The sequence below is a fragment of the Bacillus sp. PAMC26543 genome, from assembly GCF_014250375.1.
GTDB classification, from domain to species: Bacteria; Bacillota; Bacilli; order Bacillales; family Bacillaceae; genus Bacillus; species Bacillus halotolerans.
Genome location: NZ_CP060193.1, coordinates 1,686,687 through 1,709,267, shown reverse-complemented (window position 1 = coordinate 1,709,267; position 22,581 = coordinate 1,686,687). Strand labels below are relative to the sequence as shown.

General features: G+C 41.5%; 29 protein-coding genes, 1 tRNA gene and 2 pseudogenes. 6 read left to right on the top strand and 26 right to left on the bottom strand.

Annotated elements, in window-relative coordinates:
- Positions 1 to 16 precede the first annotated feature (16 nt).
- From H7F27_RS08690 to H7F27_RS08645, 10 genes are all read right to left on the bottom strand, one after another.
- Positions 17 to 196 carry a YqzE family protein gene (locus tag H7F27_RS08690; RefSeq protein ID WP_003236949.1) on the bottom strand — a complete coding sequence of 60 codons (180 nt, stop codon included), beginning with the start codon at positions 194 to 196 and terminating at the stop codon, positions 17 to 19.
- Between the two features lie 71 nt (positions 197 to 267).
- Positions 268 to 642: a competence type IV pilus minor pilin ComGG gene (gene comGG / locus H7F27_RS08685; RefSeq protein WP_185848830.1), complete on the bottom strand. Its 375-nt coding sequence runs from the start codon at positions 640 to 642 to the stop codon at positions 268 to 270.
- Entirely contained in the window at positions 643 to 1,026 is a 384-nt protein-coding gene (gene comGF / locus H7F27_RS08680) for a competence type IV pilus minor pilin ComGF (protein ID WP_038954226.1), read from the bottom strand.
- A 25-nt stretch (positions 1,027 to 1,051) separates the two neighbouring features.
- Entirely contained in the window at positions 1,052 to 1,399 is a 348-nt protein-coding gene (gene comGE / locus H7F27_RS08675; protein ID WP_185848829.1) for a competence type IV pilus minor pilin ComGE, read from the bottom strand.
- Entirely contained in the window at positions 1,383 to 1,814 is a 432-nt protein-coding gene (gene comGD, locus H7F27_RS08670; RefSeq protein WP_151175143.1) for a competence type IV pilus minor pilin ComGD, read from the bottom strand. The genes comGE and comGD overlap by 17 nt, the downstream gene beginning before the upstream one ends.
- A complete protein-coding gene (gene comGC, locus H7F27_RS08665; protein ID WP_010334925.1) occupies positions 1,804 to 2,100 on the bottom strand; it encodes a competence type IV pilus major pilin ComGC in 297 nt (98 codons plus the stop codon). The genes comGD and comGC overlap by 11 nt, the downstream gene beginning before the upstream one ends.
- 13 nt (positions 2,101 to 2,113) lie before the next feature.
- Positions 2,114 to 3,151: a competence type IV pilus assembly protein ComGB gene (gene comGB / locus H7F27_RS08660; protein WP_185848828.1), complete on the bottom strand. Its 1,038-nt coding sequence runs from the start codon at positions 3,149 to 3,151 to the stop codon at positions 2,114 to 2,116.
- Positions 3,138 to 4,208, bottom strand: coding sequence for a competence protein ComGA (comGA, locus tag H7F27_RS08655; RefSeq protein WP_095713275.1), 1,071 nt, complete (start codon positions 4,206 to 4,208; stop codon positions 3,138 to 3,140). The genes comGB and comGA overlap by 14 nt, the downstream gene beginning before the upstream one ends.
- Before the next feature lie 321 nt (positions 4,209 to 4,529).
- On the bottom strand, positions 4,530 to 4,940 hold the full coding sequence (locus H7F27_RS08650) for a CBS domain-containing protein (RefSeq protein WP_185848827.1): 411 nt from the start codon (positions 4,938 to 4,940) through the stop codon (positions 4,530 to 4,532).
- 62 nt (positions 4,941 to 5,002) lie between these two features.
- Positions 5,003 to 5,956 carry a magnesium transporter CorA family protein gene (locus tag H7F27_RS08645; RefSeq protein WP_185848826.1) on the bottom strand — a complete coding sequence of 318 codons (954 nt, stop codon included), beginning with the start codon at positions 5,954 to 5,956 and terminating at the stop codon, positions 5,003 to 5,005.
- Between the two features lie 143 nt (positions 5,957 to 6,099).
- Between H7F27_RS08645 and H7F27_RS08640 the strand changes: the two are divergent.
- Positions 6,100 to 7,429, top strand: a pseudogene (locus H7F27_RS08640) (hemolysin family protein).
- Between the two features lie 79 nt (positions 7,430 to 7,508).
- Here H7F27_RS08640 and H7F27_RS08635 read toward each other — a convergent pair.
- Positions 7,509 to 8,348: an STAS domain-containing protein gene (locus H7F27_RS08635; RefSeq protein WP_185848824.1), complete on the bottom strand. Its 840-nt coding sequence runs from the start codon at positions 8,346 to 8,348 to the stop codon at positions 7,509 to 7,511.
- A gap of 95 nt (positions 8,349 to 8,443) precedes the next feature.
- Here H7F27_RS08635 and H7F27_RS08630 point away from each other — a divergent pair.
- Positions 8,444 to 8,514: transfer RNA gene (locus H7F27_RS08630), tRNA-Gln, on the top strand.
- 65 nt (positions 8,515 to 8,579) lie between these two features.
- On the opposite strand, the gene mgsR is transcribed toward H7F27_RS08630, so the two are convergent.
- Positions 8,580 to 8,960 (bottom strand): transcriptional regulator MgsR, encoded by a 381-nt coding sequence (gene mgsR, locus H7F27_RS08625; RefSeq protein ID WP_026014741.1) that lies wholly within the window; start codon positions 8,958 to 8,960, stop codon positions 8,580 to 8,582.
- 233 nt (positions 8,961 to 9,193) lie between these two features.
- Here mgsR and H7F27_RS08620 point away from each other — a divergent pair, with 233 nt between their 5' ends.
- Positions 9,194 to 9,439, top strand: coding sequence for a DUF2626 domain-containing protein (locus tag H7F27_RS08620; protein WP_003226300.1), 246 nt, complete (start codon positions 9,194 to 9,196; stop codon positions 9,437 to 9,439).
- Between the two features lie 39 nt (positions 9,440 to 9,478).
- Here H7F27_RS08620 and H7F27_RS08615 read toward each other — a convergent pair whose 3' ends face one another.
- Complete coding sequence (locus tag H7F27_RS08615; protein ID WP_024122052.1) at positions 9,479 to 10,114, bottom strand: MBL fold metallo-hydrolase; 636 nt, start codon at positions 10,112 to 10,114, stop codon at positions 9,479 to 9,481.
- A 156-nt stretch (positions 10,115 to 10,270) separates the two neighbouring features.
- Between H7F27_RS08615 and H7F27_RS08610 the strand changes: the two genes are divergently transcribed.
- On the top strand, positions 10,271 to 10,444 hold the full coding sequence (locus tag H7F27_RS08610) for a DUF2759 domain-containing protein (protein ID WP_010334935.1): 174 nt from the start codon (positions 10,271 to 10,273) through the stop codon (positions 10,442 to 10,444).
- A gap of 32 nt (positions 10,445 to 10,476) precedes the next feature.
- Here H7F27_RS08610 and H7F27_RS08605 read toward each other — a convergent pair whose 3' ends face one another.
- From H7F27_RS08605 to H7F27_RS08550, 12 genes and pseudogenes are all read right to left on the bottom strand, one after another.
- Complete coding sequence (locus H7F27_RS08605) at positions 10,477 to 10,791, bottom strand: MTH1187 family thiamine-binding protein (protein WP_010334936.1); 315 nt, start codon at positions 10,789 to 10,791, stop codon at positions 10,477 to 10,479.
- A gap of 3 nt (positions 10,792 to 10,794) precedes the next feature.
- Positions 10,795 to 11,853 (bottom strand): YqgU-like beta propeller domain-containing protein, encoded by a 1,059-nt coding sequence (locus H7F27_RS08600; protein ID WP_185848823.1) that lies wholly within the window; start codon positions 11,851 to 11,853, stop codon positions 10,795 to 10,797.
- A 67-nt stretch (positions 11,854 to 11,920) separates the two neighbouring features.
- A complete protein-coding gene (locus tag H7F27_RS08595; protein WP_185848934.1) occupies positions 11,921 to 13,051 on the bottom strand; it encodes a M14 family metallopeptidase in 1,131 nt (376 codons plus the stop codon).
- A gap of 81 nt (positions 13,052 to 13,132) precedes the next feature.
- Positions 13,133 to 15,049 carry an LTA synthase family protein gene (locus H7F27_RS08590; RefSeq protein WP_185848822.1) on the bottom strand — a complete coding sequence of 639 codons (1,917 nt, stop codon included), beginning with the start codon at positions 15,047 to 15,049 and terminating at the stop codon, positions 13,133 to 13,135.
- Between the two features lie 117 nt (positions 15,050 to 15,166).
- Positions 15,167 to 16,132: a glucose kinase GlcK gene (glcK, locus tag H7F27_RS08585; protein WP_044154564.1), complete on the bottom strand. Its 966-nt coding sequence runs from the start codon at positions 16,130 to 16,132 to the stop codon at positions 15,167 to 15,169.
- Positions 16,133 to 16,142: 10 nt separating this feature from the next.
- Positions 16,143 to 16,359: pseudogene (locus H7F27_RS08580) on the bottom strand (YqgQ family protein).
- Positions 16,360 to 16,485: 126 nt separating this feature from the next.
- Positions 16,486 to 18,009 (bottom strand): rhomboid protease YqgP, encoded by a 1,524-nt coding sequence (gene yqgP, locus H7F27_RS08575; protein WP_185848821.1) that lies wholly within the window; start codon positions 18,007 to 18,009, stop codon positions 16,486 to 16,488.
- Between the two features lie 88 nt (positions 18,010 to 18,097).
- Entirely contained in the window at positions 18,098 to 18,271 is a 174-nt protein-coding gene (locus H7F27_RS08570; protein ID WP_185848820.1) for a hypothetical protein, read from the bottom strand.
- 66 nt (positions 18,272 to 18,337) lie between these two features.
- Positions 18,338 to 18,901, bottom strand: coding sequence for a 5-formyltetrahydrofolate cyclo-ligase (locus tag H7F27_RS08565; RefSeq protein WP_185848819.1), 564 nt, complete (start codon positions 18,899 to 18,901; stop codon positions 18,338 to 18,340).
- A gap of 82 nt (positions 18,902 to 18,983) precedes the next feature.
- Positions 18,984 to 19,133: a 50S ribosomal protein L33 gene (gene rpmG / locus H7F27_RS08560; protein WP_003153056.1), complete on the bottom strand. Its 150-nt coding sequence runs from the start codon at positions 19,131 to 19,133 to the stop codon at positions 18,984 to 18,986.
- Between the two features lie 84 nt (positions 19,134 to 19,217).
- Positions 19,218 to 20,303: a glycosyltransferase family 4 protein gene (locus H7F27_RS08555; protein WP_185848818.1), complete on the bottom strand. Its 1,086-nt coding sequence runs from the start codon at positions 20,301 to 20,303 to the stop codon at positions 19,218 to 19,220.
- Positions 20,300 to 20,770, bottom strand: coding sequence for a hypothetical protein (locus tag H7F27_RS08550; protein WP_223203881.1), 471 nt, complete (start codon positions 20,768 to 20,770; stop codon positions 20,300 to 20,302). Before H7F27_RS08550 ends, H7F27_RS08555 begins: the two co-directional genes overlap by 4 nt.
- A gap of 179 nt (positions 20,771 to 20,949) precedes the next feature.
- Between H7F27_RS08550 and H7F27_RS08545 the strand changes: the two genes are divergently transcribed.
- Positions 20,950 to 21,303 (top strand): hypothetical protein, encoded by a 354-nt coding sequence (locus tag H7F27_RS08545; RefSeq protein ID WP_010334943.1) that lies wholly within the window; start codon positions 20,950 to 20,952, stop codon positions 21,301 to 21,303.
- Complete coding sequence (locus tag H7F27_RS08540; protein WP_024122063.1) at positions 21,300 to 21,761, top strand: endolytic transglycosylase MltG; 462 nt, start codon at positions 21,300 to 21,302, stop codon at positions 21,759 to 21,761. The genes H7F27_RS08545 and H7F27_RS08540 overlap by 4 nt, the downstream gene beginning before the upstream one ends.
- 31 nt (positions 21,762 to 21,792) lie before the next feature.
- Here the strand turns inward: H7F27_RS08540 and pstB are convergent, their stop codons facing one another.
- Positions 21,793 to 22,575, bottom strand: coding sequence for a phosphate ABC transporter ATP-binding protein PstB (gene pstB, locus H7F27_RS08535; RefSeq protein WP_024122064.1), 783 nt, complete (start codon positions 22,573 to 22,575; stop codon positions 21,793 to 21,795).
- Positions 22,576 to 22,581 lie beyond the last annotated feature (6 nt).

Sequence of the window (22,581 nt, the reverse complement as noted above, 5' to 3'; positions counted from 1 at the left end):
CGTTATATTGGACAGTTTATTTTTTTCTTTTCAGCCATAGCCTAAAACCATAAGGTAAAATACCGAACCAATGCTGAGAAGCAGGCGTTTTTGTTTCTTTTCGAACCTCTTTTCGTTCTTTTCGCTCATCTTTCGGAGTGTCTATATATTTCACAAATTGCTGAGTCATATATTTGACATAATCATTCGTTTTCACGTGATCACCTCATCATTCAGTTATTATGAAGTGTTGGCTCACACGACTTTTTTTATACACATACCGCTGGTTTATTCTGTCCAGCTCAGCAGTTTTTTCTGACTTTGATCGAACAGCAGCTGAGCGTTTTTTTCTGTTCCCGACTCTGTGATGGCTTTAAGAGTGATTTCTTGCTGTTCTTTTATGGTTGTTTTGCGAATGTCATAAGATACATGTCCATATTGAAACTGCTGTGAACCCTTTCGGCCTGGTCTGTGCTCAAGTATATGCCTGATGGATAGAAGCGCGCCATTTTGCAGCAGATTTTCTCCTGTGTAATACTCTTTTGTTTCCTTCTCAAACATATGGCGTGAAACAAATTGAGGGGCGGTGAAATTCACAATCAGCATCACAAGGGCAAATGTAAAAAGAACAGCCGGATAGATAAACCCTTTTGAGTAGTACATTCACCCACCTCCTAACGACGTATATACCGGAAAAGCGGTTTGATACTCTTTATCATTCTCATTCTTGACTTTCAGCCAAAGCATCCCGTTTTTAACCCCGGCTTTCATTGTTTTAATATGATCAAGAATCGGAACATGCCCTTTTCCGTCTACTCTTTTTCTGATCATTGAATGGTAGATTTCAAAACGGACCTCTTGCCCTGACAGATTTCTGCAGATTAAGACGCTGCCATGCTCATCTGTCTGCACTGTCTGCGACTGCTTGCACTCATTCATGATCTGCTCTACCGAAATGACCCATTCCCGCTGCATGAAGCCCTCATTCTCCTGTTGACGTGACAAAAATAGATGAAAGAATATCGCTAACGATCCTGATATGAGCAAATAAGCAGAGAGCGAAAATAATACATTAAGAAGCGTATAGCCAGTCTGTCCGCAAAATGCTGAGGCAAAATGGCTTGTCTTTATAGGCGTCTGATGTGATGCATACGTTTTGATACTCTCCCTCCTCCTCCCATGTCATCGAGTATTTGCTATTGTTCATCGAAACAGTTTGCGACGAATTTCCTTTTCCTGTAAGCATATATTTGCCTATGCTTTCATTAACAAGCTGATAACCAATTTCTCTCGACTCCGCTATATGTTCATCAGCTATCAGCTTGTTCCACAACGGCACGATCGTCAGAAGCATAAACAGCCATATGCTGAGGGCAGCCATTGTTTCAATTGTAGAAAAGCCTTTATTTTCTCTCCACATTCACTCTTCCGCTCCCTAAATAAACTGTTATGTCATAGGCGGCACGTCCTTTTATACGGATTTTCCCGCCTATATTCGGGTGCCCTTTCTCGTTAAATTCCAAGCGGTCTTTTAATGTCAGTAACTCTGCCGAAAGCCCGTTATGATAAGTACGGTCTATAACAGTGTCACCTATGATTAATTGATATTTTTTCTCTTGAAAAAGAATCTTTGTTCTTTGATGATTGGAAATTGCGGTCTGCTGCGCAAGTAAAATATCATTTTTCAGCTGGGATACTGTCTGCCGTAATGCTGTATTTTCATAAACAGGAGGAAGCGTGGTAAACACCGCAATCAGCATAATAGAGGCGAGGCTTAAAACAAGCAGGCTTTCTAAAAGGGTGAATCCAGCTTCCCCTTTTAATTTAATGTTCAACCTTAACCTCCCCGCCGGTAATGATAATTTGCTTTCCATTTGGACAAACAGCATCTTTTTTCACATAACCTTCTGCCTGTAAATCGCCGAGGCTTGGTGTCTTCCCGTCATGATCGAGTTCATATGCTGTTACCTGCGCCTTTATCATGTTTTGCAGGCCTTCACAGCCCTTTTTCTGAATGGTTTGATTATGTTTTGTTACATTCGGTATGGTGATCAATAGCAAAATAGAAATAATAAAGAGCACGATCAGCATTTCCACAAGTGTAAACCCTTTCTCATTCATCCGCCTCTTCCTTTCACATTTGATTCATCATCTGATACATAGGCAGGAGCATCGATAGATAAACAATTAAAATCATCCCTGCGACAAATCCGTAAATAATGGGCTGAAGAATGCCTGTCCATTTTTGTGACTTGTCCTCAAGCCGCTGCAATATAAACTGGCTGTATGTGAAGAGTTCCCGATCCAAGCGGCCGCTTAGCTGGCCATGAGATATCACTTTTGAAAAATCATTTTCGTAAAAAGGCCGTTTGTATAAAGCAGCTTCAATGGTTTCACCGGCTTTTAACCGTTCAATCATTTGTTCAGCTTCATGGCGGTAAAAAGGGAGAAACGTTTGATGCCTAAATGCTTTCAAACTGTCATAAATAGAAAGACCTGATGCTAGCAGACTGCTCAGCTGTAAAGAAAAAAAGTAGCTGTTAAACAGCCTGACCAGCTTTCCAAACAAAGGAATGCTTACGCAAATGAGCATTTGATGGTCAGGGGATTTTTTCTTGAACACAAACCAATAATAAAGACCTATTCCTGCAGCCAAAATGGCCATTAATATGAACACAGCATCAAGGTGCTGAAAAAACGCAAAAATGATGTCTGTTGTGCGTGACGTTTCTACATTCATCGATTGATAAATACCAGAAAACTGAGGGATGATGATGTATTGCAGCATATAAAGCATGACACCAACGGTAAAGATGAGGAAAAGAGGATATCGCAACACCCTTTTTATCTGTTCTGCCTGACCTGCTTTTCGTTCCAGCAGCTCTCCGCTCTGAATCATGGAAGCCGGCAATTCCCCATGTGTTTCAGCAAAATAACAAATACCGATGGCTTCCTTATGAAATGACAAGCTCTTTAATACATGGTAAAACGATTCCCCTTCTCTCAACCGGCTTATTGCGTTAGCCAAGTCCGCCAGCTGCCTTTTATTCATTTGCAGCTGCATCAGGCGCAATCCGTCTAAAAGACTGTATCCGCCCGCTGTCATTTCACCCAGCCTTTTCAGTAAATAGGCTTGATCCTTTAACGGCCAAACTTTTCTAATCTGTTTCATGATAAACCCACCGGTCATAGTTGTTTGTCGTTAAATAGCCGAGCGCAATCCCTTTTCTTATAATTTGACGCAGCGTTTGATATTGGTAATTTGCATTGTCCCCTTTCGCTTCCTGGATACACTGCTGAAGGTTTTTCCCGTAAAGCAGCTCGTATACGCTTGCTCTCCTGACATTTCGTGACAGGCGGCAATACACTGATGAACATCCGTCTTCACAAAACGGGCAAGCCAAATCAACTAAACGCTGAGCCGCTATCGCAATAACCGTTTGCTCGATTTCATTCATATTAATGCCAAATTCAAGCAGCCTGTAAATCGCGCCCTTCGCATCTCTCGTATGAAGGCTCGTCAGCACTAAATGACCAGTCATCGCTGCCCGCACCGCAATTTGGGCTGTTTCAGCGTCTCTAATCTCACCTAAGATGATCATATCGGGGTCATGGCGCAAAATAGCCTTCAGCCCTGTGGAATATGTGACACCGGCTTTTTCATTCACCTGCACTTGAAGAACATCTTCATCCCTCGTTTCCACTGGATCTTCAAGTGTGACAATGTTTCGATTAAAATGTTTTTTTGCATATTGGATCAGAGAATATAATGTTGTTGTTTTCCCAGAGCCTGTTGGTCCGGTAAAAATCAGCATGCCGTGGGAGTGTTTTAAAAATGATAGCAAGGTGGCTCCTGTCTTTGGGAATAAAGACAGTTTGTCAATCGAAGGGATATTATACTGAGGCATCACTCTGATGACGAGGCTTTCTTCGTTAATTGTCGGGAGCGTTGACATCCTTAAGTGAACGTCACCCTCTTTTAATTTTAGAGTAAGAGATCCATTTTGCGGCTTTCTTCTTTCCCCTATGTCCATAGCTGAGAGAAACTTAAAATGAGAAATGAGTCTTACACACTCTTCTTTTTTCATGTTTCGCTTTTTCAGCAATGCATGGTCAACCCGAAAATGAATGATTGCGTCCCGTTCCCTCGGCACAATGTGAATGTCAGAGGCCTTCGTCCTATATGCCTCTTCAATTAAAGTTTTGCTTATTTTTTCTATCGAATCCAATTTGATTCCCTCTCCTTTCAAAGCGTATTGTAGAAAAAGAAGACATGGTAATCAAACAAAGAAAATGTGTTTTTCTGATGTATTTACAACCTAAAAAAACATTTCGCTCCTACCAAAAATAGAAATTCAGCTATATGTATCACATCATTTTCAATTTTAATAAGGATTTGAAAAGAGATTGATGGACAGATGTACGCAGTCCGGCTCTGGCACCCAAAGAGGGATTCATAAATCGGAGTTTGATGCTTTCTAAAATTGGCGAATCAGTTTATTGTATACAAAATAAAAAGGAAGAGGCAGTTACCTCTTCCAAACTGTTTGTTATGCTGATTTAGAAATTTCACTTAATGCTTTTCCGGCTTTCTGGTCTGTGTCTTTCTTAACGGAAAGGTCGCCTAACGCAACAATACCCGTTAAACGTTCATTTTCAAGAATCGGTAAACGGCGGATTTGATGCTCTGCCATGAGCTGACTCGCTTCATCAGCAGACATATCAGGATGACCGGAAACGATTTCGGTGCTCATGATATCACTTGCTTTCGCTTCTATTTGATCTTCAGCTAAGCTTCTGGTGACAATGTCCCGATCAGAAACGATGCCTTGAAGTCTGCCGCTTTCACAAATTGGAATAGAACCGACATTGGAGTCTTTCATCTTTTTGGCTAGTTCAGTGACTGATGCGGTTGGCTCACAGCATTCTACATTCGCAGTCATGATATCTCTTACTTTCATTTCAATTCCTCCTTTACCGTGTTCTATTTATTCTTTATCCGCTGCACAAAAAATGAAACATTCTACAGTATCCGCCGTTTTCGAGATTTCTTTTTATCCTTCCGTTCCTGCAGCATATCTCCCGTCCAGCCTTTCTTCTTCAAATATAGGTAGATTAAGACTGTAGAAGTGATAATCAATAAGAGAGAAAAGACATAACCGTATTTCCAATTCAGCTCAGGCATCACGGAAAAGTTCATCCCCCAGAGGGCACCAAGTGCTGTAACCGGCGTAAAAAGCGTCGTGAAAATGGTCAGCGCTTTGAATATTTCATTTCCCCTGTGAGAGGTAATGACTTCCTCTGAATGCAACAGACTATTAAGCTCCCCTTCAAATTCGCTGATGTATGTAAACCCCCTGTCAATTTTGAGTTGTATCCGCTGATAAACCTTTTTACTATCATTTTGGAGCAAAAAGGTTTCTTTCAATGCCATTTCAATTTTTTTAGCGCTTAGGATTAAGTTTTTCCAGACCATCAGCTCATGGTGCAGGAGATGAACACGGTTTAAAATGCTTTTGCTATTGTCGTCTTTGATTTGCCATCTGAGCTTTCTCAGCTTTACTTCAAATTCATCTACACCGATTAGATACGCATTCATTAACTCGCCGAGAAGGATCAAAAATCCCTCCATGGTACTATCCGCTCTCTCCATTTGCTGGACAACTTGTTTTCCCTTAATCCCATCCAAAATCGCAAAATCAAAGTTAATTGTGAAAAAATATTGCCTAGTAATATAGAAATGAAAAACGGTATGGTCTTTTTCCTCGCCAAGCCCCTGATCATATACGATCGAGCCAAATACCGCTTCATTCTCAGCTTCTGTTGTATCCACGCGCAAAAAATTAATATGATGATTATTTTCAAACCACTTTTCACATTGCGGCCAATGAGAAAAATGGATCAGATCTCTTGCCTTATCTCTTTCCTGAGGCCCCATTTGGTACCAAAACCAATCCCCACCTGTATGTACCTTCATGTTACGATCCTCCAGACTTTTATTCTTTTGTTCTTTAATTGCCCAAGGAGAAGCATTCCTAAACCATTTAGGCACTTCATCACATGTTTTGTGAGCTTTTGCCGGTGGTATGGAATGTAGAAAGACATCGGAAAGGGAGGTGCATGCCTTCCTTGGAGAAGGCAGTTTATTTTGGAATTTATCAATTTATTAGCAGTCGTGTTTTTAATTTTGTTAACGGGATTTTTTGTCGCCGTAGAATTTTCGATCGTAAAAGTCAGGCGATCCAGAATTGATCAGCTTGTCGCAAAAGGCAAAAAAGGCGCTAAAGCGGCAAAACATGTGGTCACTCATCTTGACGAATATTTATCAGCCTGCCAGCTGGGCATCACGGTCGCAGCTTTAGGACTCGGCTGGCTGGGTGAACCGACTGTACAGACTCTGCTTCGTCCGCTCTTTCAGAAGGCAGGTTTAAACGAGTCGCTTACCCATCTTCTTTCCCTTATTATCGCCTTTTTAGTGGTAACGTATTTAAATGTCGTCATCGGGGAACTGGCACCGAAGAGCTTCGCGATTCAAAAAGCAGAAAGCATTACGCTGATGCTCGCGAAGCCATTAATCTGGTTTTATAAAATCATGTTTCCGTTCATTTGGCTCCTTAACCAGTCTGCCAGAATGATCACAGGACTTTTTGGGCTGAAGCCGGCATCAGAGCATGAACTGGCTTATACGGAGGAAGAGCTTAGAGTACTGTTAACCGAAAGCTATAAAAGCGGAGAAATCAGAAAAAGCGAATTAAAATATATGAATAATATCTTTACATTTGATAAACGAATGGCAAAGGAAATTATGGTCCCGCGAAACGAAATGGTCAGTTTGTCTATTGAGGATGACTCGATTCCAAGCATGCGGGAAACGGTTAAGCAGACCAAATATACCCGTTACCCTGTTGTAAAGGAAGATAAAGATAACGTCATCGGCGTGATCAATATGAAAGAAGTGCTGTTTTCATTGCTGACGAAAGATTTTTCTTTTCAGAAGCACAAAATTGAACCCTTCATACAGCCCGTCATTCATGTCATTGAGACCATTCCGATTTACAAATTAATCATCAAAATGCAAAAGGAACGCACTCATATGGCGATTCTTATTGATGAGTATGGCGGAACTTCAGGATTGATCACCGTCGAGGATATTATTGAAGAAATTGTAGGAGAAATACGCGATGAATTTGATGCAGATGAAGTGCCTCATGTTCGTGAGCTGGGAAAAGATCATTATTTATTAAATGCGAAGTTATTAATCAGTGACGTGAATAACCTGCTTGGAACTGATTTATCAGATGCTGAAGTCGATACGCTCGGAGGCTGGTTTCTCACACAAAACATAGACGCCGAGCCTGAAAGTGTCATTGAATATGACGGCTACTCATTCAAGGTAAAAGACATCGACAGTCACCATATTTTGTTTATCGAAGTAAAAAAAGCTGAATAGCCCTAGCACAGGCTGTTCAGCTGTTGCTTCTCTTCATTGTTGAACGTGCTTCAAAAAAATACATCCCTTAAGGGACATCTTAAGATTCTTCTATCTTAAATCCTTTGTTGGCTAAAGCTTTAGCAAGACTTTGCTCTGTTTTCACATTCGAAAAATCTAATCCGAGCTTCACAACAGTCTGGGCGATTTCAGGCCTGATTCCTGAAATAATCGTCTCAATGCCCAGCAGTTTGGTGCTGTCAATCACTTTAAAGATTTGATAGGCAACCATCGTATCGACGATAGGAACACCGGATATATCTAAAAATAAATATGAAAGCTTTAACGCCGAGCATTGGGCCAAAACGGATTCCAAAATGGTTCTCGCTCTGTACGTGTCAATTTCACCAACAAGGGGAAGAATCCCAATCTCTTTAGAAATCGGCATAATCGGTGCGCTCAATTCATTGATCATTTCTTTTTGCGCATTTAATTGGATCACCGTGACCTGATGATATTCTTCTGTAAATACCTCGATAATCTCATCAATCGTTTGATTCAAAATCTTGCTCCACTCAAATATCTCCTGGATGCCGATTTCTTGGGAAGAAGCGGTTTCGCTGAAGTCTTGAATCCATTGCCACATGATGTGCCTGAAAGCGTTAAACTGACTGACACTTTCCGTCACGGTCACTTCATGAACAGCACGGTCTCTGGCACATTGAAGTGACCATTGGTTAAGCTGATCCTTCACCTCTTCTTTTCTAATGGAATTTGCTACAATGGCTACCAATGATTCATGCTGCTCTTTTAATTTTCGTTCTAATTTTTGCTGATCTTTTGCAGAATACAGCAAACTTCCTTTTAACGTGCATGTTTCCAGCCATTGGAGTGTAATGTCTTCTTTGTGCTCTGTTAAATACTGATCTAGAGCTTTCATTTCATCGGTTACCTCCTGTGATGTTTATCTTTCAAAAAGTGTATGATTGATATGTATAACTTGTCTCACGTTACACATACTATTTTTATATTCAATGGGCTATAGCCAAGCGGTAAGGCAATGGACTTTGACTCCGTGATCGTTGGTTCGAATCCAGCTAGCCCAGTTTCTGAACCGTGAAAAACCGAAGATAAGCTGATTCAAGCAAATCAGCGGATCTTCGGTTTTTCATCATGCAGATTGATGAACCGTTTTCTTCTTCGATAACTTTAACAGTTCTCCCGGATTGTATCCGATAACAAGCTTCCTGTTGTCCACGAGAATCGGACGGCGCAAAAGCTTCGGTTTCTCAATTAAAAGTTCCAGCACTTCGTTTACAGTCATATCTTCAATGTTTAAATTTAAATTTTTGAAGGTTTGGCTTCTTGTTGCTAAAATTTCGTCAATTCCTTCTGTGGTTAAAGATAAAATATACTTTAATTCATCCATCGTTGGAGTTTCTCTGAATAAGTGCCGTTCGTTAAATTCAATCTGGTGCGCTTTGAGCCAATGTTTTGTTTTTCGGCATGACGTGCAGCTTGGGTATGAGTAAAAAGTTAATTGTTCCATTATGTTTTTTCCTCCTCCAGTTAACGATCTCTTTGTAGAATAACTACCCGTATCAATTTTTCTTTAAACCATTTATTGAACTTTTTTTCGGGTTATTTCTAAAAAACCGCACATATAATAGAAAACGCAATCAAAGGGTTAAATACCATTTTTCATATTAATAATGAAAATGTTTACATTTTTGTCCGTAATCTATTATAATAACAGTCAGAGGGACTCTCGGGAGGGGATAAAAAATGAATCGCATGTTCCGGGTGTTAGGATTTTGGACGGGAATATTTGCAGTCATGTTTTATTTAGGTGATATGAAAGATGCTTCCCTTTTATTTTTTGGACAGACGATCTTATTTGTGTTTCTATCGTATTTGAATTTAACAGAACGGATGTACATTTATATCTTTGGCGCTTATTTAACCATCTTCTTTGCCGGCTTCACATACTATTCCATTTTTATTATGGTACCAGGCGGCGGAGGACATTAAAGGCAAAAAGAGACAAACCTCATCGGTTTGTCTCTTTTTCTATAATGAAAAACCATTTAAAAACGGATTTTGATCCTGCTCAGTCTGCACGTCAGTTTCAGGGCCATGTCCGCTTAACACCAATGTGTGCTCCGGCAGCGTAAGCAATTTTTCATGGATAGACGTCAGCAGCGTTTCTTGGTCGCCTCCATGTAAATCTGTACGGCCTATCCCGCCTTGAAACAGGACATCACCGGAAATCACCAGGTCGGCATCCTTCACGTAATATGAAACGCTTCCCGGGGAATGTCCCGGTGTAAATAGCGTCTCCAGATGGAAAGGCCCAATATTCAGCTCACCGTCCCCTTCAATCAAATGATCTGCCGGCTTAGCTGTCACTTCTATCCCTCTCAGCATTCCTGAGCCGTTTAATGAGGCATCTGTAAGCCAATTCTTTTCATTTTGATGCAGATAGACAGGAATATCCCATCTGTCTCTCACGTCATCCAGCGCCCCAATATGGTCAAAATGGGCGTGTGTCAGTAAAATGGCTAAAGGCGTTAATCCTTTTTCTTTTATGTATTGGTTGATTTTATCTCCTTCGCCGCCCGGATCAAAAATCAGGCATTGATCATCACTGATTAAAAAATATGCATTCGCTTGAATCGGTCCTACAGGCATTCTTCTCCATTTCACTTTTCTCACCTCTTTCCTTTTTATGCTCCTATTATGAGGGTTTTTGAAAAAAGATTCAAACAATCGCTATGAAAACGCTATCGACAAACACACTGAAAACGGGTAGAATAAAAATGGAAAGAATTGCAGGTTTTTCAATGTAAAGGGGGCTGCGTAATGTTACTTGTCGTGATTTTCGGCCTTGTCGCTCTTTTCGCTTTATGGGGAGTCTTGCGTTCTGTGAAAAACAAAAACATACTTGGATTTTTATTAGCCGGAGCCACCTTGTGTGTGTTTGGCTGGTTTACAGTGATGACGGTGATAAACAGCGGTTATCCTACTGCACATTAAAACCTGTATCCAATGGGATACAGGTTTATTTTTTATTGCTGTAAATGTTTATTCACGCTTTCTATTTTACTTTCAAGCGTCGTTTTTTTGTCCCGTCTGTCATCGATGCGAATGTTGGTCGCCACTCTGTGAAGCCCTTTTTGGAACGGCGCTTCGTGAATCGCCTGAATCACAGTAAAAAGGTCGCTGAGTTCGCCTTCAATCAGTGTGTTCATTGGTGTCAGCTGATATTTGATTTTCCCTTCTGCCTTGTAGCCCTCTAAAATTTTCTGCACATCCGCCACGTAGGCGCTCACACTAGGTGTTTCTGTTCCGATTGGGATAATGGTTACATCTGCGATAGCCATTAATTATTCCATCTCCTTTTTATCAATGATGATTGGCTTCATTTCATGTGATATTAATGAAATTATGCGCTCAAAATGAAAACCGTACAACGCATATTTTCCATTCGGGGATACTTGGATCGGCTCCATTTCAGGCAAGGTAAGAAGATCCTGCGCCTTTCCCGATTTCATATCGATCGCTGACAGCTTATATGCGTCCCCGCTTTCTTTAAACGTGTAAAACAGACCGCCAGCCTCATCAAAATCATACTCCATCGGAGCCAGACTTGTATATTTGGTTTGGAGCGGCCATTCTGCTGTAACTGCTTCACCATTCAATTGCGGTGATGTAAATTTATACAAGCCGTTCTCTCCGGAATCTGCTTTGACGGTAAAGTTCATATTATGAAAAGAATCAAAGTAAAGGACATCCTCCTCCAGCTTTTTCTCCTCTTCAGAAGCAATATCATACGTATACAAAGGGCCTTCTTTATCGTTTCTTCCCTCTTTTAGATAGTCAAATGTGTCTTTTGAGGTCCAATGGACAAACGGTACCTGTATTCGACTTAAAGCAGACTTGTCTTTTTTGGCATCCACGTGATATGTATTGAAGTCCCAGTTTTCAGTGAATACCGTGACCATCATTTGATACGGATCATACTGATTCCATGCTGCCTCCAGCTCGTACGTTTCGTATTCTTTCTGGTACAGCTTCTCCCCTTTTTGATTCAGCAAAACTACTGCTGTCTGTTGGCTATGCGTGATCTGCAGCAGAATCATCTGTTTCTTGGGATTGATTTGAACATCAACGATTTGACCATCCGTCTGATAGAGCTTTTTCGTTTTGCCATTAAAGATTTGATATGCAAGAAGCTCTGTTTTTGTCGGATCTGAGGCTGTATACAGAATGGTGTTGTTATTGAGCCAGCCTTCCGCTCCGTCCGCTTTTCCTGCTGGCAGCGGAACAATCTCTTTTTCCTCACTTTTTGCCGTCGCTGCCTGTTTTTGCTGCTGATGAGATGGTTCGCATGCCGATAAACAAACTAGCAATGCTGACAGCAGAATCAAACAAACTGATCTCATCAGCCTCCCCCTCCGATCATATTTATTGTCCCATATTTGATACGGTACGAAAAAGAAAAAGTTTCAGTTATTCAGGAAAAAATAACGACCTCCATAAGATCCCGCTTGTCGCCTTGTAAATATGTGAAAACTGCTCAAACGGCAAGGGATTTTGACCTTTTCCAAGCTCCACCGTATAACCTTCCTTAAAATAGTGATGAATAAACCAGTCGCGGAATCCCGCATAGCTGTCAATATCCTTGACTCCTTTATAAATGTTTCCGCTTATCGTCTCAAAATCCTTTATTACTGCAGCCGATTCTTCGGGCTCAAGGCCTTTATATCCCCAATAGATTTCTTCTCCTTGAGTGTGAAGGGCCACCAGCCTGTCAGGCGGATCCGCTGTTATCAGCTGCTGCATCGCAATGGATTCCGGCTCTGTGAGCGGAGAAGTTCCGGGAAAATCTCGGTAGCTGGGCGTTTTTGGTTTGCGGTATTTTTCAATTTCCCATAAAGACGGGAATTGTTTATTTAAATCAACTCCGTTAATATTTGCTTTCCATTCATTAAAATTCGGACGATGGCAGTTTAGTATATCAAGTTCATCTCTCCTGTCTCCCATGCCCGCTGATCCGTGTAAGACAAGATCAACGCCATCCGGATTCACAAGAGGAACAAGAGACAGAGAGGTTCGGCTGAACAGCTCCAAAGGAGTAAAACCAAAGAAATTCGTATTATGACATAAAGAAAGGCAATATTCCTTCAGCCACTTCAGCAATACAGACGTGGTAATCCACTCATTTGCATGAAACGATGCATTCATGTGAACTTTTTTGGAGGTATGCTCTCCCCCAACTGCCAGCTCCCAGATCGGCCTGCCCAAAACGGAACGTCCGATTTCCCGGCACGAAACAAACGGAAACACATTGATTATTTTTTTAATTTCCTCTTCGGTAGCTAGAAAGTCATAGATTTTTTCTTGCTCCAGCCAGTCATCAGCAGGCTGCAGCTGCAGCGGGTGTAAAAAGCGCTTTACTTCCTGAATGGATTGAAGCTCCTTATCAGTACTTTCTTCAATCTTATAACCCGGACAGTACAATTGATGTTTCTGTGCTGTTTGATTGGCACTTCTAAGCAATGTCTCATCTATCTTCAGTTCTCTTGCCAATAAAGCCAAATTGTATTTGATCTCAGGTTTTATCGTAATAAACGCCATCATCATCCCCCTTTTTGTTACTATATGACGGCGTTTTTTAAAAAAGAAAGCCTCCCGCATTTTTTGATACGGGAGACTTTGTGATCATGAGGCCTGATCAAGAATTTGTTTTTCTTTTCTTTTTGACGAATTGTCCAGTCTTTCCTGATCATAAAATCGTAACAAATCTCCGTAAATGATTTCATCGGAAAGTGAAAGCTCCTGTTTCGCTTTATCTGCAAATGTTTCACATTGTTTTCCCTCTTTCAAAGGCTTTCCAGTCGCTTTGTCATAACATAGACCGTCAGTATACACGATCTGGTCTGTGATAAAGCTTCCGTCCCGCAGCACTGTAAAGTCCAGTTTGTCGTCAGAAAGCAGATCGTTGCCGAATTGAATGAAGTTCTTTGTATCAATACCTAACAGATTCATCAGCGTCGGCCGGATATCGATTTGTCCGCCTACCTTATCAATCGTTTTCGGCTTCTTGTCTGTAATTCCAGGAATGTGAACGACAAACGGCACTTTTTGGAGCTGCACTTCTTCAAATGGTGTAATTTCTTTCCCTAAAAACTGCCCCATCGCTTCATTATGGTTTTCCGATATCCCGTAATGGTCACCGTATAAAACAATAATGGAGTTATCATATAACCCGTCTTCCTTCAGCTTTTCGATAAATCGTTTCAGCGCCTCATCCTGATAGCGAACAGTTGGGAAATACTTGTTTAACGTTTGGCTGCTTGAATTATATTCCTCAATCAATTTGTCCTCTTCATCAAGGTCAAACGGAAAGTGGTTCGTGAGTGTGATCAGCCTGGAGTAAAACGGCTGAGGCAGGTTTTTCATCAGCTCTGAAGACTGTTCAAAAAATTCTTTATCCTTCAGCCCCCAGCCGACTGAATTATCGTCATTGACATCATACGATTCAATATCAAAAAATGAATCATACCCAAATGAATCGTACATTAAGTCGCGATTCCAAAAGCTTTTATTATTGGCATGGAGCACCGCTGAATAATATCCGTTATTTTTGAGTATCTCAGGGGCGGCCATGTATTGATTGCCCGCATTTGTAAAGAACACAGCGCCTCGTCCAAGCGGATAAAGTGAATTGTCAACGATAAATTCAGAATCAGAGGTTTTCCCCTGCCCGGTTTGGTGGTAAACATTACTAAAGTTATAGCTTTCTTTTATAAAATCATTCAAAAACGGGGTGATTTCTTTTCCGTTCACCTTTTCATTGATCACAAAGCTTTGTGTCGACTCCAGAGATACGAGTATGACGTTTCTGCCTTTTGCGGCGCCAATTAAGTTCTTATTGGCATCTTTCGCATTGGCTGTGACATAGTTTTCAATTTCAGTCAGGCTGTTGCTGTCAGCCAGCGCTCTTTGTGCGGATTGCTTCGACTGAAGTACTCCGTCATAAATATGAAAATTAAAAAGGCTGATATTTTTAACGAGCATTTCTCTGTCAAATGAGCGTGTCAATAACTGCGGCCGTTCTGCCTCAGACAGACCTAAGTTGAAGAAATAAACGGAAGCCACAAACAAAAAATATGCCGCCCGTTCATTTTTCGTGGAGGGGATGTCTGATTGAAAGGCTTTTTGACGCATATAAAGCCATATTAAAATCACGATATCTACAGCCAATAGGAGGTCTGTCGGCTCAAGAAGCGTTCCGATGCTGCTTCCCAGATCGCCCATATTGCTTGTTTGAAAAAGAACCGGAATCGTTAGGAAATCATTGTAAAAACGATAAAAAACCATATTCGCCAGCAAAACAAATGTGACAACACAACTCATGGCAATAATGTAACGATTTCTGTTTCTTCCCTTTAAAAACAGGCTGAAGCCAAAAATAAGCAGCAAAAAGCTCAATGGGTTGATAAACAGAATAAATTCCTGCGTAAGATTGTCAATTTTAATATGAAAACTGGTTTTGTAAACAACATACGTTTTCAGCCACATCATTAAAATGGCAATCAGCATAAATGAAATTATCGAAAAAAACGTTTTTCGCATTTCAACCTCCTATGCAAGCACGCTCAAATAAATCAGTCTATTCACAACATTCTCATTAACACATCAAATTAAATCTTAACCTGAACATAACAAAAAATCAATTTCATTTTCACAAATTTAACAATTTTGGTGTTTCAGCCATTCATTCTTAGCAATCCAAGCCCCTCCGATAACGCCCGCATCATTTCCAAGCGCCGCAATAGATATATCAGCCGCTTCCGCAGCGCGCGGAAAGGCACATATACGGAATGTTTTCTCGACTTTGGATCTCAGCAATTCTCCGGCTCTTGAAACGCCGCCGCCGAGAACAATTTTTGACGGATTAAGCGAACTGGCCAGATTGCCAAGCACCAGGCCGAGATGCTTAGCTACATAATCGACAACTTCAAGAGCTAATTCATCATTTTCATTTGCTGCTTCAAATACATCTCGTGCCGTTAAATGATCAGATGCTTTTAATTGAGTCGGCTTTTTAGCTTTTGCAATTTTCTCTTTTGCAATTCTAACAATGCCAGTTGCTGACGCGATGGTTTCAATACAGCCTGTTTTACCGCAGTTGCACGGCGCCCCGCCTTCAGGGATGCTGCAAATATGGCCGATTTCTCCGCCAGCGCCATTTATCCCGTGCACAATCTCCCCATTCACAATAATACCGCCGCCAACTCCTGTGCCTAGAGTAACGAGAATGACGTCTTTTGCGCCATCACCCGCACCCTTCCACATTTCTCCGAGCGCGGCAATATTCGCATCATTTTCTATAACCGCAGGGATGCCTGTTTCCGTTTCCAGATGATTTTTTAAAGCATAGTTTTTCCAGCCCAGATTTACCGTTTCATAAACGACCCCAGTTGCCATATCTACTGGCCCCGGTGCGCCCATTCCTATATATTTGACGATGTGCTTCGGTTTATGAAGCTCATCCAGCTTGCTGTCAATCGCTTTTGCTATTGTCACGGTAATGGTGTCACCGGACTTATCGGTCGGCACTTCCCATTTATGCTGAATCTCTCCATATTGATTAATAAATGCGAGTTTTATCGTCGTTCCTCCAAGATCGATTCCCGCAAACCATATCTCATCCATTTTTATCACCTTAACCTTTACGTAAATCTCTTCCGTTTTTTTGTTTGTTCCAGCTCTTTATGAAGGACAGCTGCCGCTTTAGCCCACTGCTCCTTCTCAATCATATGATTTATATATAGTTCCTTTAATTCATCAAGCATAAACTCAATTTCAAGCTCTCTGTCACCAAAGTAAACAATGTGTCCAAAAGTTTTTAACAGCTGCTGTACATCATAAAATGTATTCATATTCCTCACCATTCTTGATCTTAACTATAAATAGCGTAGTCATAAAGAACCGGCCAGTCAAGAAGAAAACGCTGACAAAAATACCCGGGATTCATTCCTTGGCAAATTCAACGTTTTCTCATCCAGTCATTTATTTTTATTATTTTCAATTTGCTGCTGCAGTTCTATGTAACGCTTCTCCTTCGGCTTCAGCTTTACAGCGGTCCTGATTGCCTCGTCAGCTTGACCAAGTTCATTTTTTTCCGCATACAGCAATGCCAAATTGTAATAGGACGCATGGTCTTTAGGCTCTTTTTGCACAGCTCTTTCCAAAAGAGAAATCGCCTGATCATATTCACTGATTTGAATATCAGAAACGGCCAGGATTTTCAGAAGATCAGCTGAAGCGTCTTTCTGCTCTGCTTCACCGTTCAGCAATTCGGTTACTTCTTTATATTTCCCTTCCTGGTAAAGCTCATTTGCCTGCCGGATCAGCGCTGTCTCCTGATGGGACGGTGAATGCAATCCGTAAGAGAGAAACCCGCCGGCCAGGGCAGCCAGCAGAATCGCTGACACCAGTTTTTTGCCCCAGTCTTTTGCTTTTGGCAAACCCAGTGCTGCCGCAGCAAGAAAACCGCCGGCCAAGCCGCCAATATGCCCCGAATTATCAATATTTGAGACCGCAAAGCCAAAACCCAGGTTTATCAGGATAATAACAATAATATTTGTGCCTATCGTTTTTAGAAACATTTTTCGGTTTGACACAGCTACATACAGCAATGCGCCTAAGCATCCGAATATGGCGCCTGAAGCACCGGCTGAAGGATACGGACTGAACACGAAGCTGGCGATCGATCCCGTGATACCCGCCGCCAAATAAATCAGCAAAAATCTGCCTGATCCATACATGCGCTCAACAGCGGTTCCAACCGACCATAAAGCCAGCGTGTTAAAGGCTAAATGCGCAAGGCCGATGTGAAGCACAATCGGCGTCAGCAGGCGCCACCATTCTCCGGCTGCAATCAGGCCGTTTTCCTTAGCACCGAAAGCAACAAGCGTCTCCGTATTGGTGCTGCCTCCGTTTATTTCGAGCAGGAAAAACATCACGAGCTGCAACGCGATGAACAAATATGTAAAGATCGGTTTTCCGTTCTGGAAAAACGCCGCTTCTTTTTTTCGCTGTTCCTCTTGTTTCTGCACTAGTGAAAAAAAGCGTTCTTTCGCCATTTGCGCGTGTTCCAATGAGTCTCGGTCTTCCGTCCATTCAACAGCATCAAGTGAGGGAAAAACTGCCTGCAGATCTTCATGAAGCGAAGTGCCAGTCACAAGTGCCGTTTCAACGGATACCTGTCCTTTTTCAAAAGGCTTTTCAGCGATTTCCTCCCAGTCATCGACAGGGGCTTCCGCTGTAATCAGCACATTCAGCAGCTTCAAATGCCGCTTACCGATAGACTTCCTGACATGCTCTACTCGCTCCGCCTGCACTTCTATGTCCCTTGCAATTTCTTGGCGAAAATCAATATTCTGTTTAAAGAGGCGAATCATATCATGAGAGGATTTGTCCGGTGCTTCCAGCCATATTTCATCAGATTCACCGGATTGTATGACGCCATACCCTCTTCTTACTAAATGCGCCGCGATCTTCCAATATGTATACTCCAACAAATACATGTTTACCGCTCCAATGGTTTTTTTTCATTATAACAGCTGGTGCTCTTGACGCCTACTAAAAGCAAAAAATCCCGTGAAAACGGGATTTTTAAAAAGCTTGCTGTATAAACTTATTGCGGATAAACGGAATTCTTAAAAAAAGATGAATAAAGGACCGTCTAATTCCCGGCTGGCTGAGCACGGTATTCATGAGACGGTAACGGTTTTGGTAAAAAATCACGGCAGAAACAGCACAAATGGCATAGATCATAAATTTTTTCATTATATCCCTCCTGCCATTAGGGTTTGTTATTCTTTCTTATTTATTCTTGACGGAGGGACGAGAAAGCTATGAAAAGCAAGAAATGATTCGATCCTCAGTAACCAGCATTTGAACCGGGATATCATGTGACAGATGCGGCACGTGATCATACAGCTGGCATTCTAAAAGCAAAGAAACTGTGTTCCCTTTATAACCACTTAAATAACGATCATAATAACCGCCGCCAAAGCCAATCCTATAGCCGTTGACATCGAAACATACGCCAGGCACGATCATCAAATCAATCTGTGATTGGATCACTTCATTCGTTTTCTCAATCATTGGCTCCTGAAGTCCGGCGTAAACCGTTTCAAGCTGATCATCCGCTTGGAAAGTGCGGAACTGCATTCTTTTCGTGTCGGGATCACACTTTGGAATACAAACTTCTTTCCCTTCGCCCCAGGCTTTTTCGATGATCGGCCGTGTCGGTACCTCCAGCCCTCTTGAAATGGTGACGGCTATGGTGCTGGCATTTTGCCATTCTTGGAGTGAAAATAAATGCTTGTTGATACGCGCAGTTTTCTTAGACAGTTCTTCACTCGATATCGCTGATAACGTTTCTATTGTTTTTTTTCTTAATTGTGATTTCATTTCCATCCCCCTCGGAATAGAAAAAAGCCAGAACCTTTTTCAAAGCTCTGGCTTTTTTCTTACACCTCAAACAGCTATGCTGTTATTTTGTTTCACGGTGTAACGTAGATTTTTTATCACGTGGGCAATATTTTTTAAATTCAACGCGGTCTGGATTGTTGCGTTTGTTCTTTTTAGAAATATAGTTACGCTCACCACATTCTGTGCAAGCCAAAGTAATATTAACGCGCATTGTTTTCCCTCCAAACTAAATATCATTTACTTATTCAGACTTATATATAATACCACTATAATGCACGGAATGCTAGGATGTTTTTCAATGAAATGATGAATTATTGGATAGACGCTGATAAAGCTGCAAATATGATGCTGTGATGATCCGTGGATGATGCAGTTTCATCACCTGTTCTCTGCCCGCTTCTTTTATCCGGCGGGCCTTTTCTTCATCTATTAATATGTTGTGAAGCCTATCGGCTGCCTCCCGTTCTTGCGAAAAATCAGCAGCAATTGCAGTTTTGTCATGAACGGCAAAGTCACAAAAACCGCCCGACTGTGAAACAGCTGTCAGCACGCCTTGTTCCATGCTTTCTTGTGCAGCGAGCCCAAAGGGTTCATAAAAGCTTGGGAAAACAGCCATTTCACATTGAGACAGTAACGTCACGATCTCTCTTCTATTTAAAAAAGGATAAAACATTACACTTTCCTTTATGCTCAATTGCTCAGCCAGTTTCTTATAGGCAGCCAGAAACGGCCCTTGTCCAGCTAGCACCAACTGAAGGTCAGGCCGGCATTTGTTCAGAATAGAAAATACCTTCAACAGCTGTGAAAACCCTTTTTCCGGAACAAACCTTCCAAACGAAAACAAGTATCTTTTATGAATGATCCTTTCAGCTAGGCCGCTTTTTGCCTGCAGAGACAGAGGGCTTGGGATGACGGTTATTTTTTCACGAAACGGATACGCCTTATTCATCGATCTCTTCATAAAACTGCTTAACACAATCAGTTCGTCGGAAATTTCAAGGAGGAGCCTCTCCGTCAGCAGCCTGTACGGATGAGGCGTTTCTTTGCATGCACGCTTCCTTCTGCTTTCAAGCCCGTGGATCGTTGCAGCAAGCGGAATGCCAAGCTGCTTTTTCAAATAATGAGCGGCAGGAGCCGTCATGTCATCATGGGCATGAATCAGATCAAAGCGATCATTGCATGACAACACTTGTTGAACCATTCTGACATTGACATCAGCTATAAAGTCTTCAACATTCGCATTGGAACATAGCTTACCGCTTGGAACGCATACCGTTATTTTGATATGCGGATTTAAATAAGAAATAAGACGGCTCAAATGAACGCCAAGCCCGCTTTTCGGTTTATTAGGATGCTCGAATGAAAGCATAAGGATGTTCATTTCCCTTTTCCCTCAGTGCGATAGCAGGTATAAGCAGAAAATTGCTCCTCCCACCTGGTATGTATTTCTGCATTGCGGAAACTGTTTATGTCGCTGACACCGTTTTCTGCAAGAAAGATGTCCTCTGTTTCAGCTAGTTTGAGAGAAACATTCATTGAATTCAGTATTCTGCATTCTGCGCGATATAAAGCATGACCAGGCACCTGAACAATGATCCATTTCCCTTTGCCCCGTTTTATGCGTTTCGTCCTGACAGCTTCTATACCGTTTCTTTTCACGAAAATACGGATTTCTTTTATCATGTCCGGCGCTTTTTCGAAAAGCACGGTTTCCGCCAGTTTCATCGTCTCAACTGAAAGATTCCATCGGACTGTCAATGTGTGAGAGTTTTGGATGTTCATGTCGAATATGTCCCTAAAAAAAGGAATCCCGCTTCGAATGTTATGGGGAAATGAGTGTTTGTCCATAGGCTTCTCACATTCTCCTTTCCTTCCATTGGCTCGGTGATCCTATTAAACCATTACCCATAAAGGAAGAAAAGAAAGATTTCTCGACAAAAACTCGTTTTTTTCGCGAATTCCTTTAGAATCCACTTGTTTTATGGTATAAAAAAGAAGGATAAAAAAAGAATAGAAGGTGATGAAACGTGGAAATTGCTATTATTGCGTTGTTTATCGTCAGTATAGCGCTAATTGCATTCTCATATTCTCAACGAGATCCGATGAAAGATGTCGAGCAGGAGCTTGAAACATTGCAGCTTTCTGCTATGCAGGAAATTTATAAGCTCAAAAAGAAAATGACAGTGCTTGAGGAAGAATTACTTGAAACAAACCTTGTGATCCGTAAAGCAAAGAACAGCGGCATCAATCAAAAGATCGCCAAACAAATACTTTCTAAATATAATAACGGCATGTCAGCTGAAGCAATTGCTAAAGCTGAGCATGTATCAGTAGAAGACGTGAATACGATTATAAAAGATAATGAGAAGGTGCTCGTATGACAAAACGAGGCATTCAGGCATTTGCCGGCGGTATCATATTAGCGACAGCCGTTCTCGCAAGTGTTTTTTATCTGACAGATGAAGATCAAGCCGCTGCTGTAAAAGAACAAAAAACAGTAACCGAGCAGGACGTGAACAATTATCTCGATTCTAAAAAAATGGTTTCTGTTAACCGTGATGAATATCAAAAGCTTCTCGACTCAAAAGAGAAATCTCTGAGCGATGACAGCAGCTCAGACTCGAAAAACAAAGTAAAAACGTACAAGCTCATCATTAAAGACGGCATGAGCACCGCAGATGTATCAGCTATTCTTGAAAAAGAAGGCATTATTTCTTCAGCTAAGGACTTTAATGACTACGTGATCGACGCTGGGTATCACAAGGAGATTCGTGCCGGAGAATTTAAAGTTAAATCAGATATGAGCTTCAAAAAGATCGTTAAAACATTAACACGATAAAAAAAACAGGCTATGTAACAGCCTGTTTTTTTTATCCGAATTTCCCTGTAATATAATCGAGTGTTCTTTGATCTCTCGGCTGAGAGAACATTTTATTTGTATTGTCGCATTCAACAAGCTCACCCATGTAGAAAAATGCAGTTTGATCAGAAACCCTCGCTGCCTGCTGCATGTTGTGCGTCACGATAACGATGGTGTATTTATTTTTCAGCTGAAGAATGAGCTCTTCAATTTTTCTCGTCGAAATTGGATCTAGCGCAGATGTCGGCTCATCCATCAGCAAAATATCAGGATTTGTCGCAAGAGCTCTGGCGATACAGAGACGCTGCTGCTGGCCGCCTGATAATGAGAGTGCAGATGAATGCAAACGATCCTTCACCTCATCCCACAGCGCCACGTCTTTTAATGACTTTTCTACAATGTCTTGCAGCTTCTTTTTATTTTTGATGCCGTGAACTCTCGGTCCGTAAGCGACATTATCAAAAATTGATTGCGGAAACGGGTTTCCTTTCTGAAATACCATGCCGATATTTTTGCGTAGATCTACGATATCGACTTTATCCTTTAAAATGTTGCTGCCATTATAGTTCAGCTCACCCGCAAGCTTTACATTCGGCGTCATCTGAATCATTAAATTCAATGTTTTAATAAATGTCGATTTGCCGCATCCTGACGGCCCGATAATCGCCGTGACTTCGTTTTGATTAATGCTCAAATTGATATTTTTCAAGGCATGGTTTTCCCCATACCATAAATTCATTCCGTTGACTTGATATACTTCCTGTTTCTTTACAGCTTCGGTAGCAATACTCATTGCCAG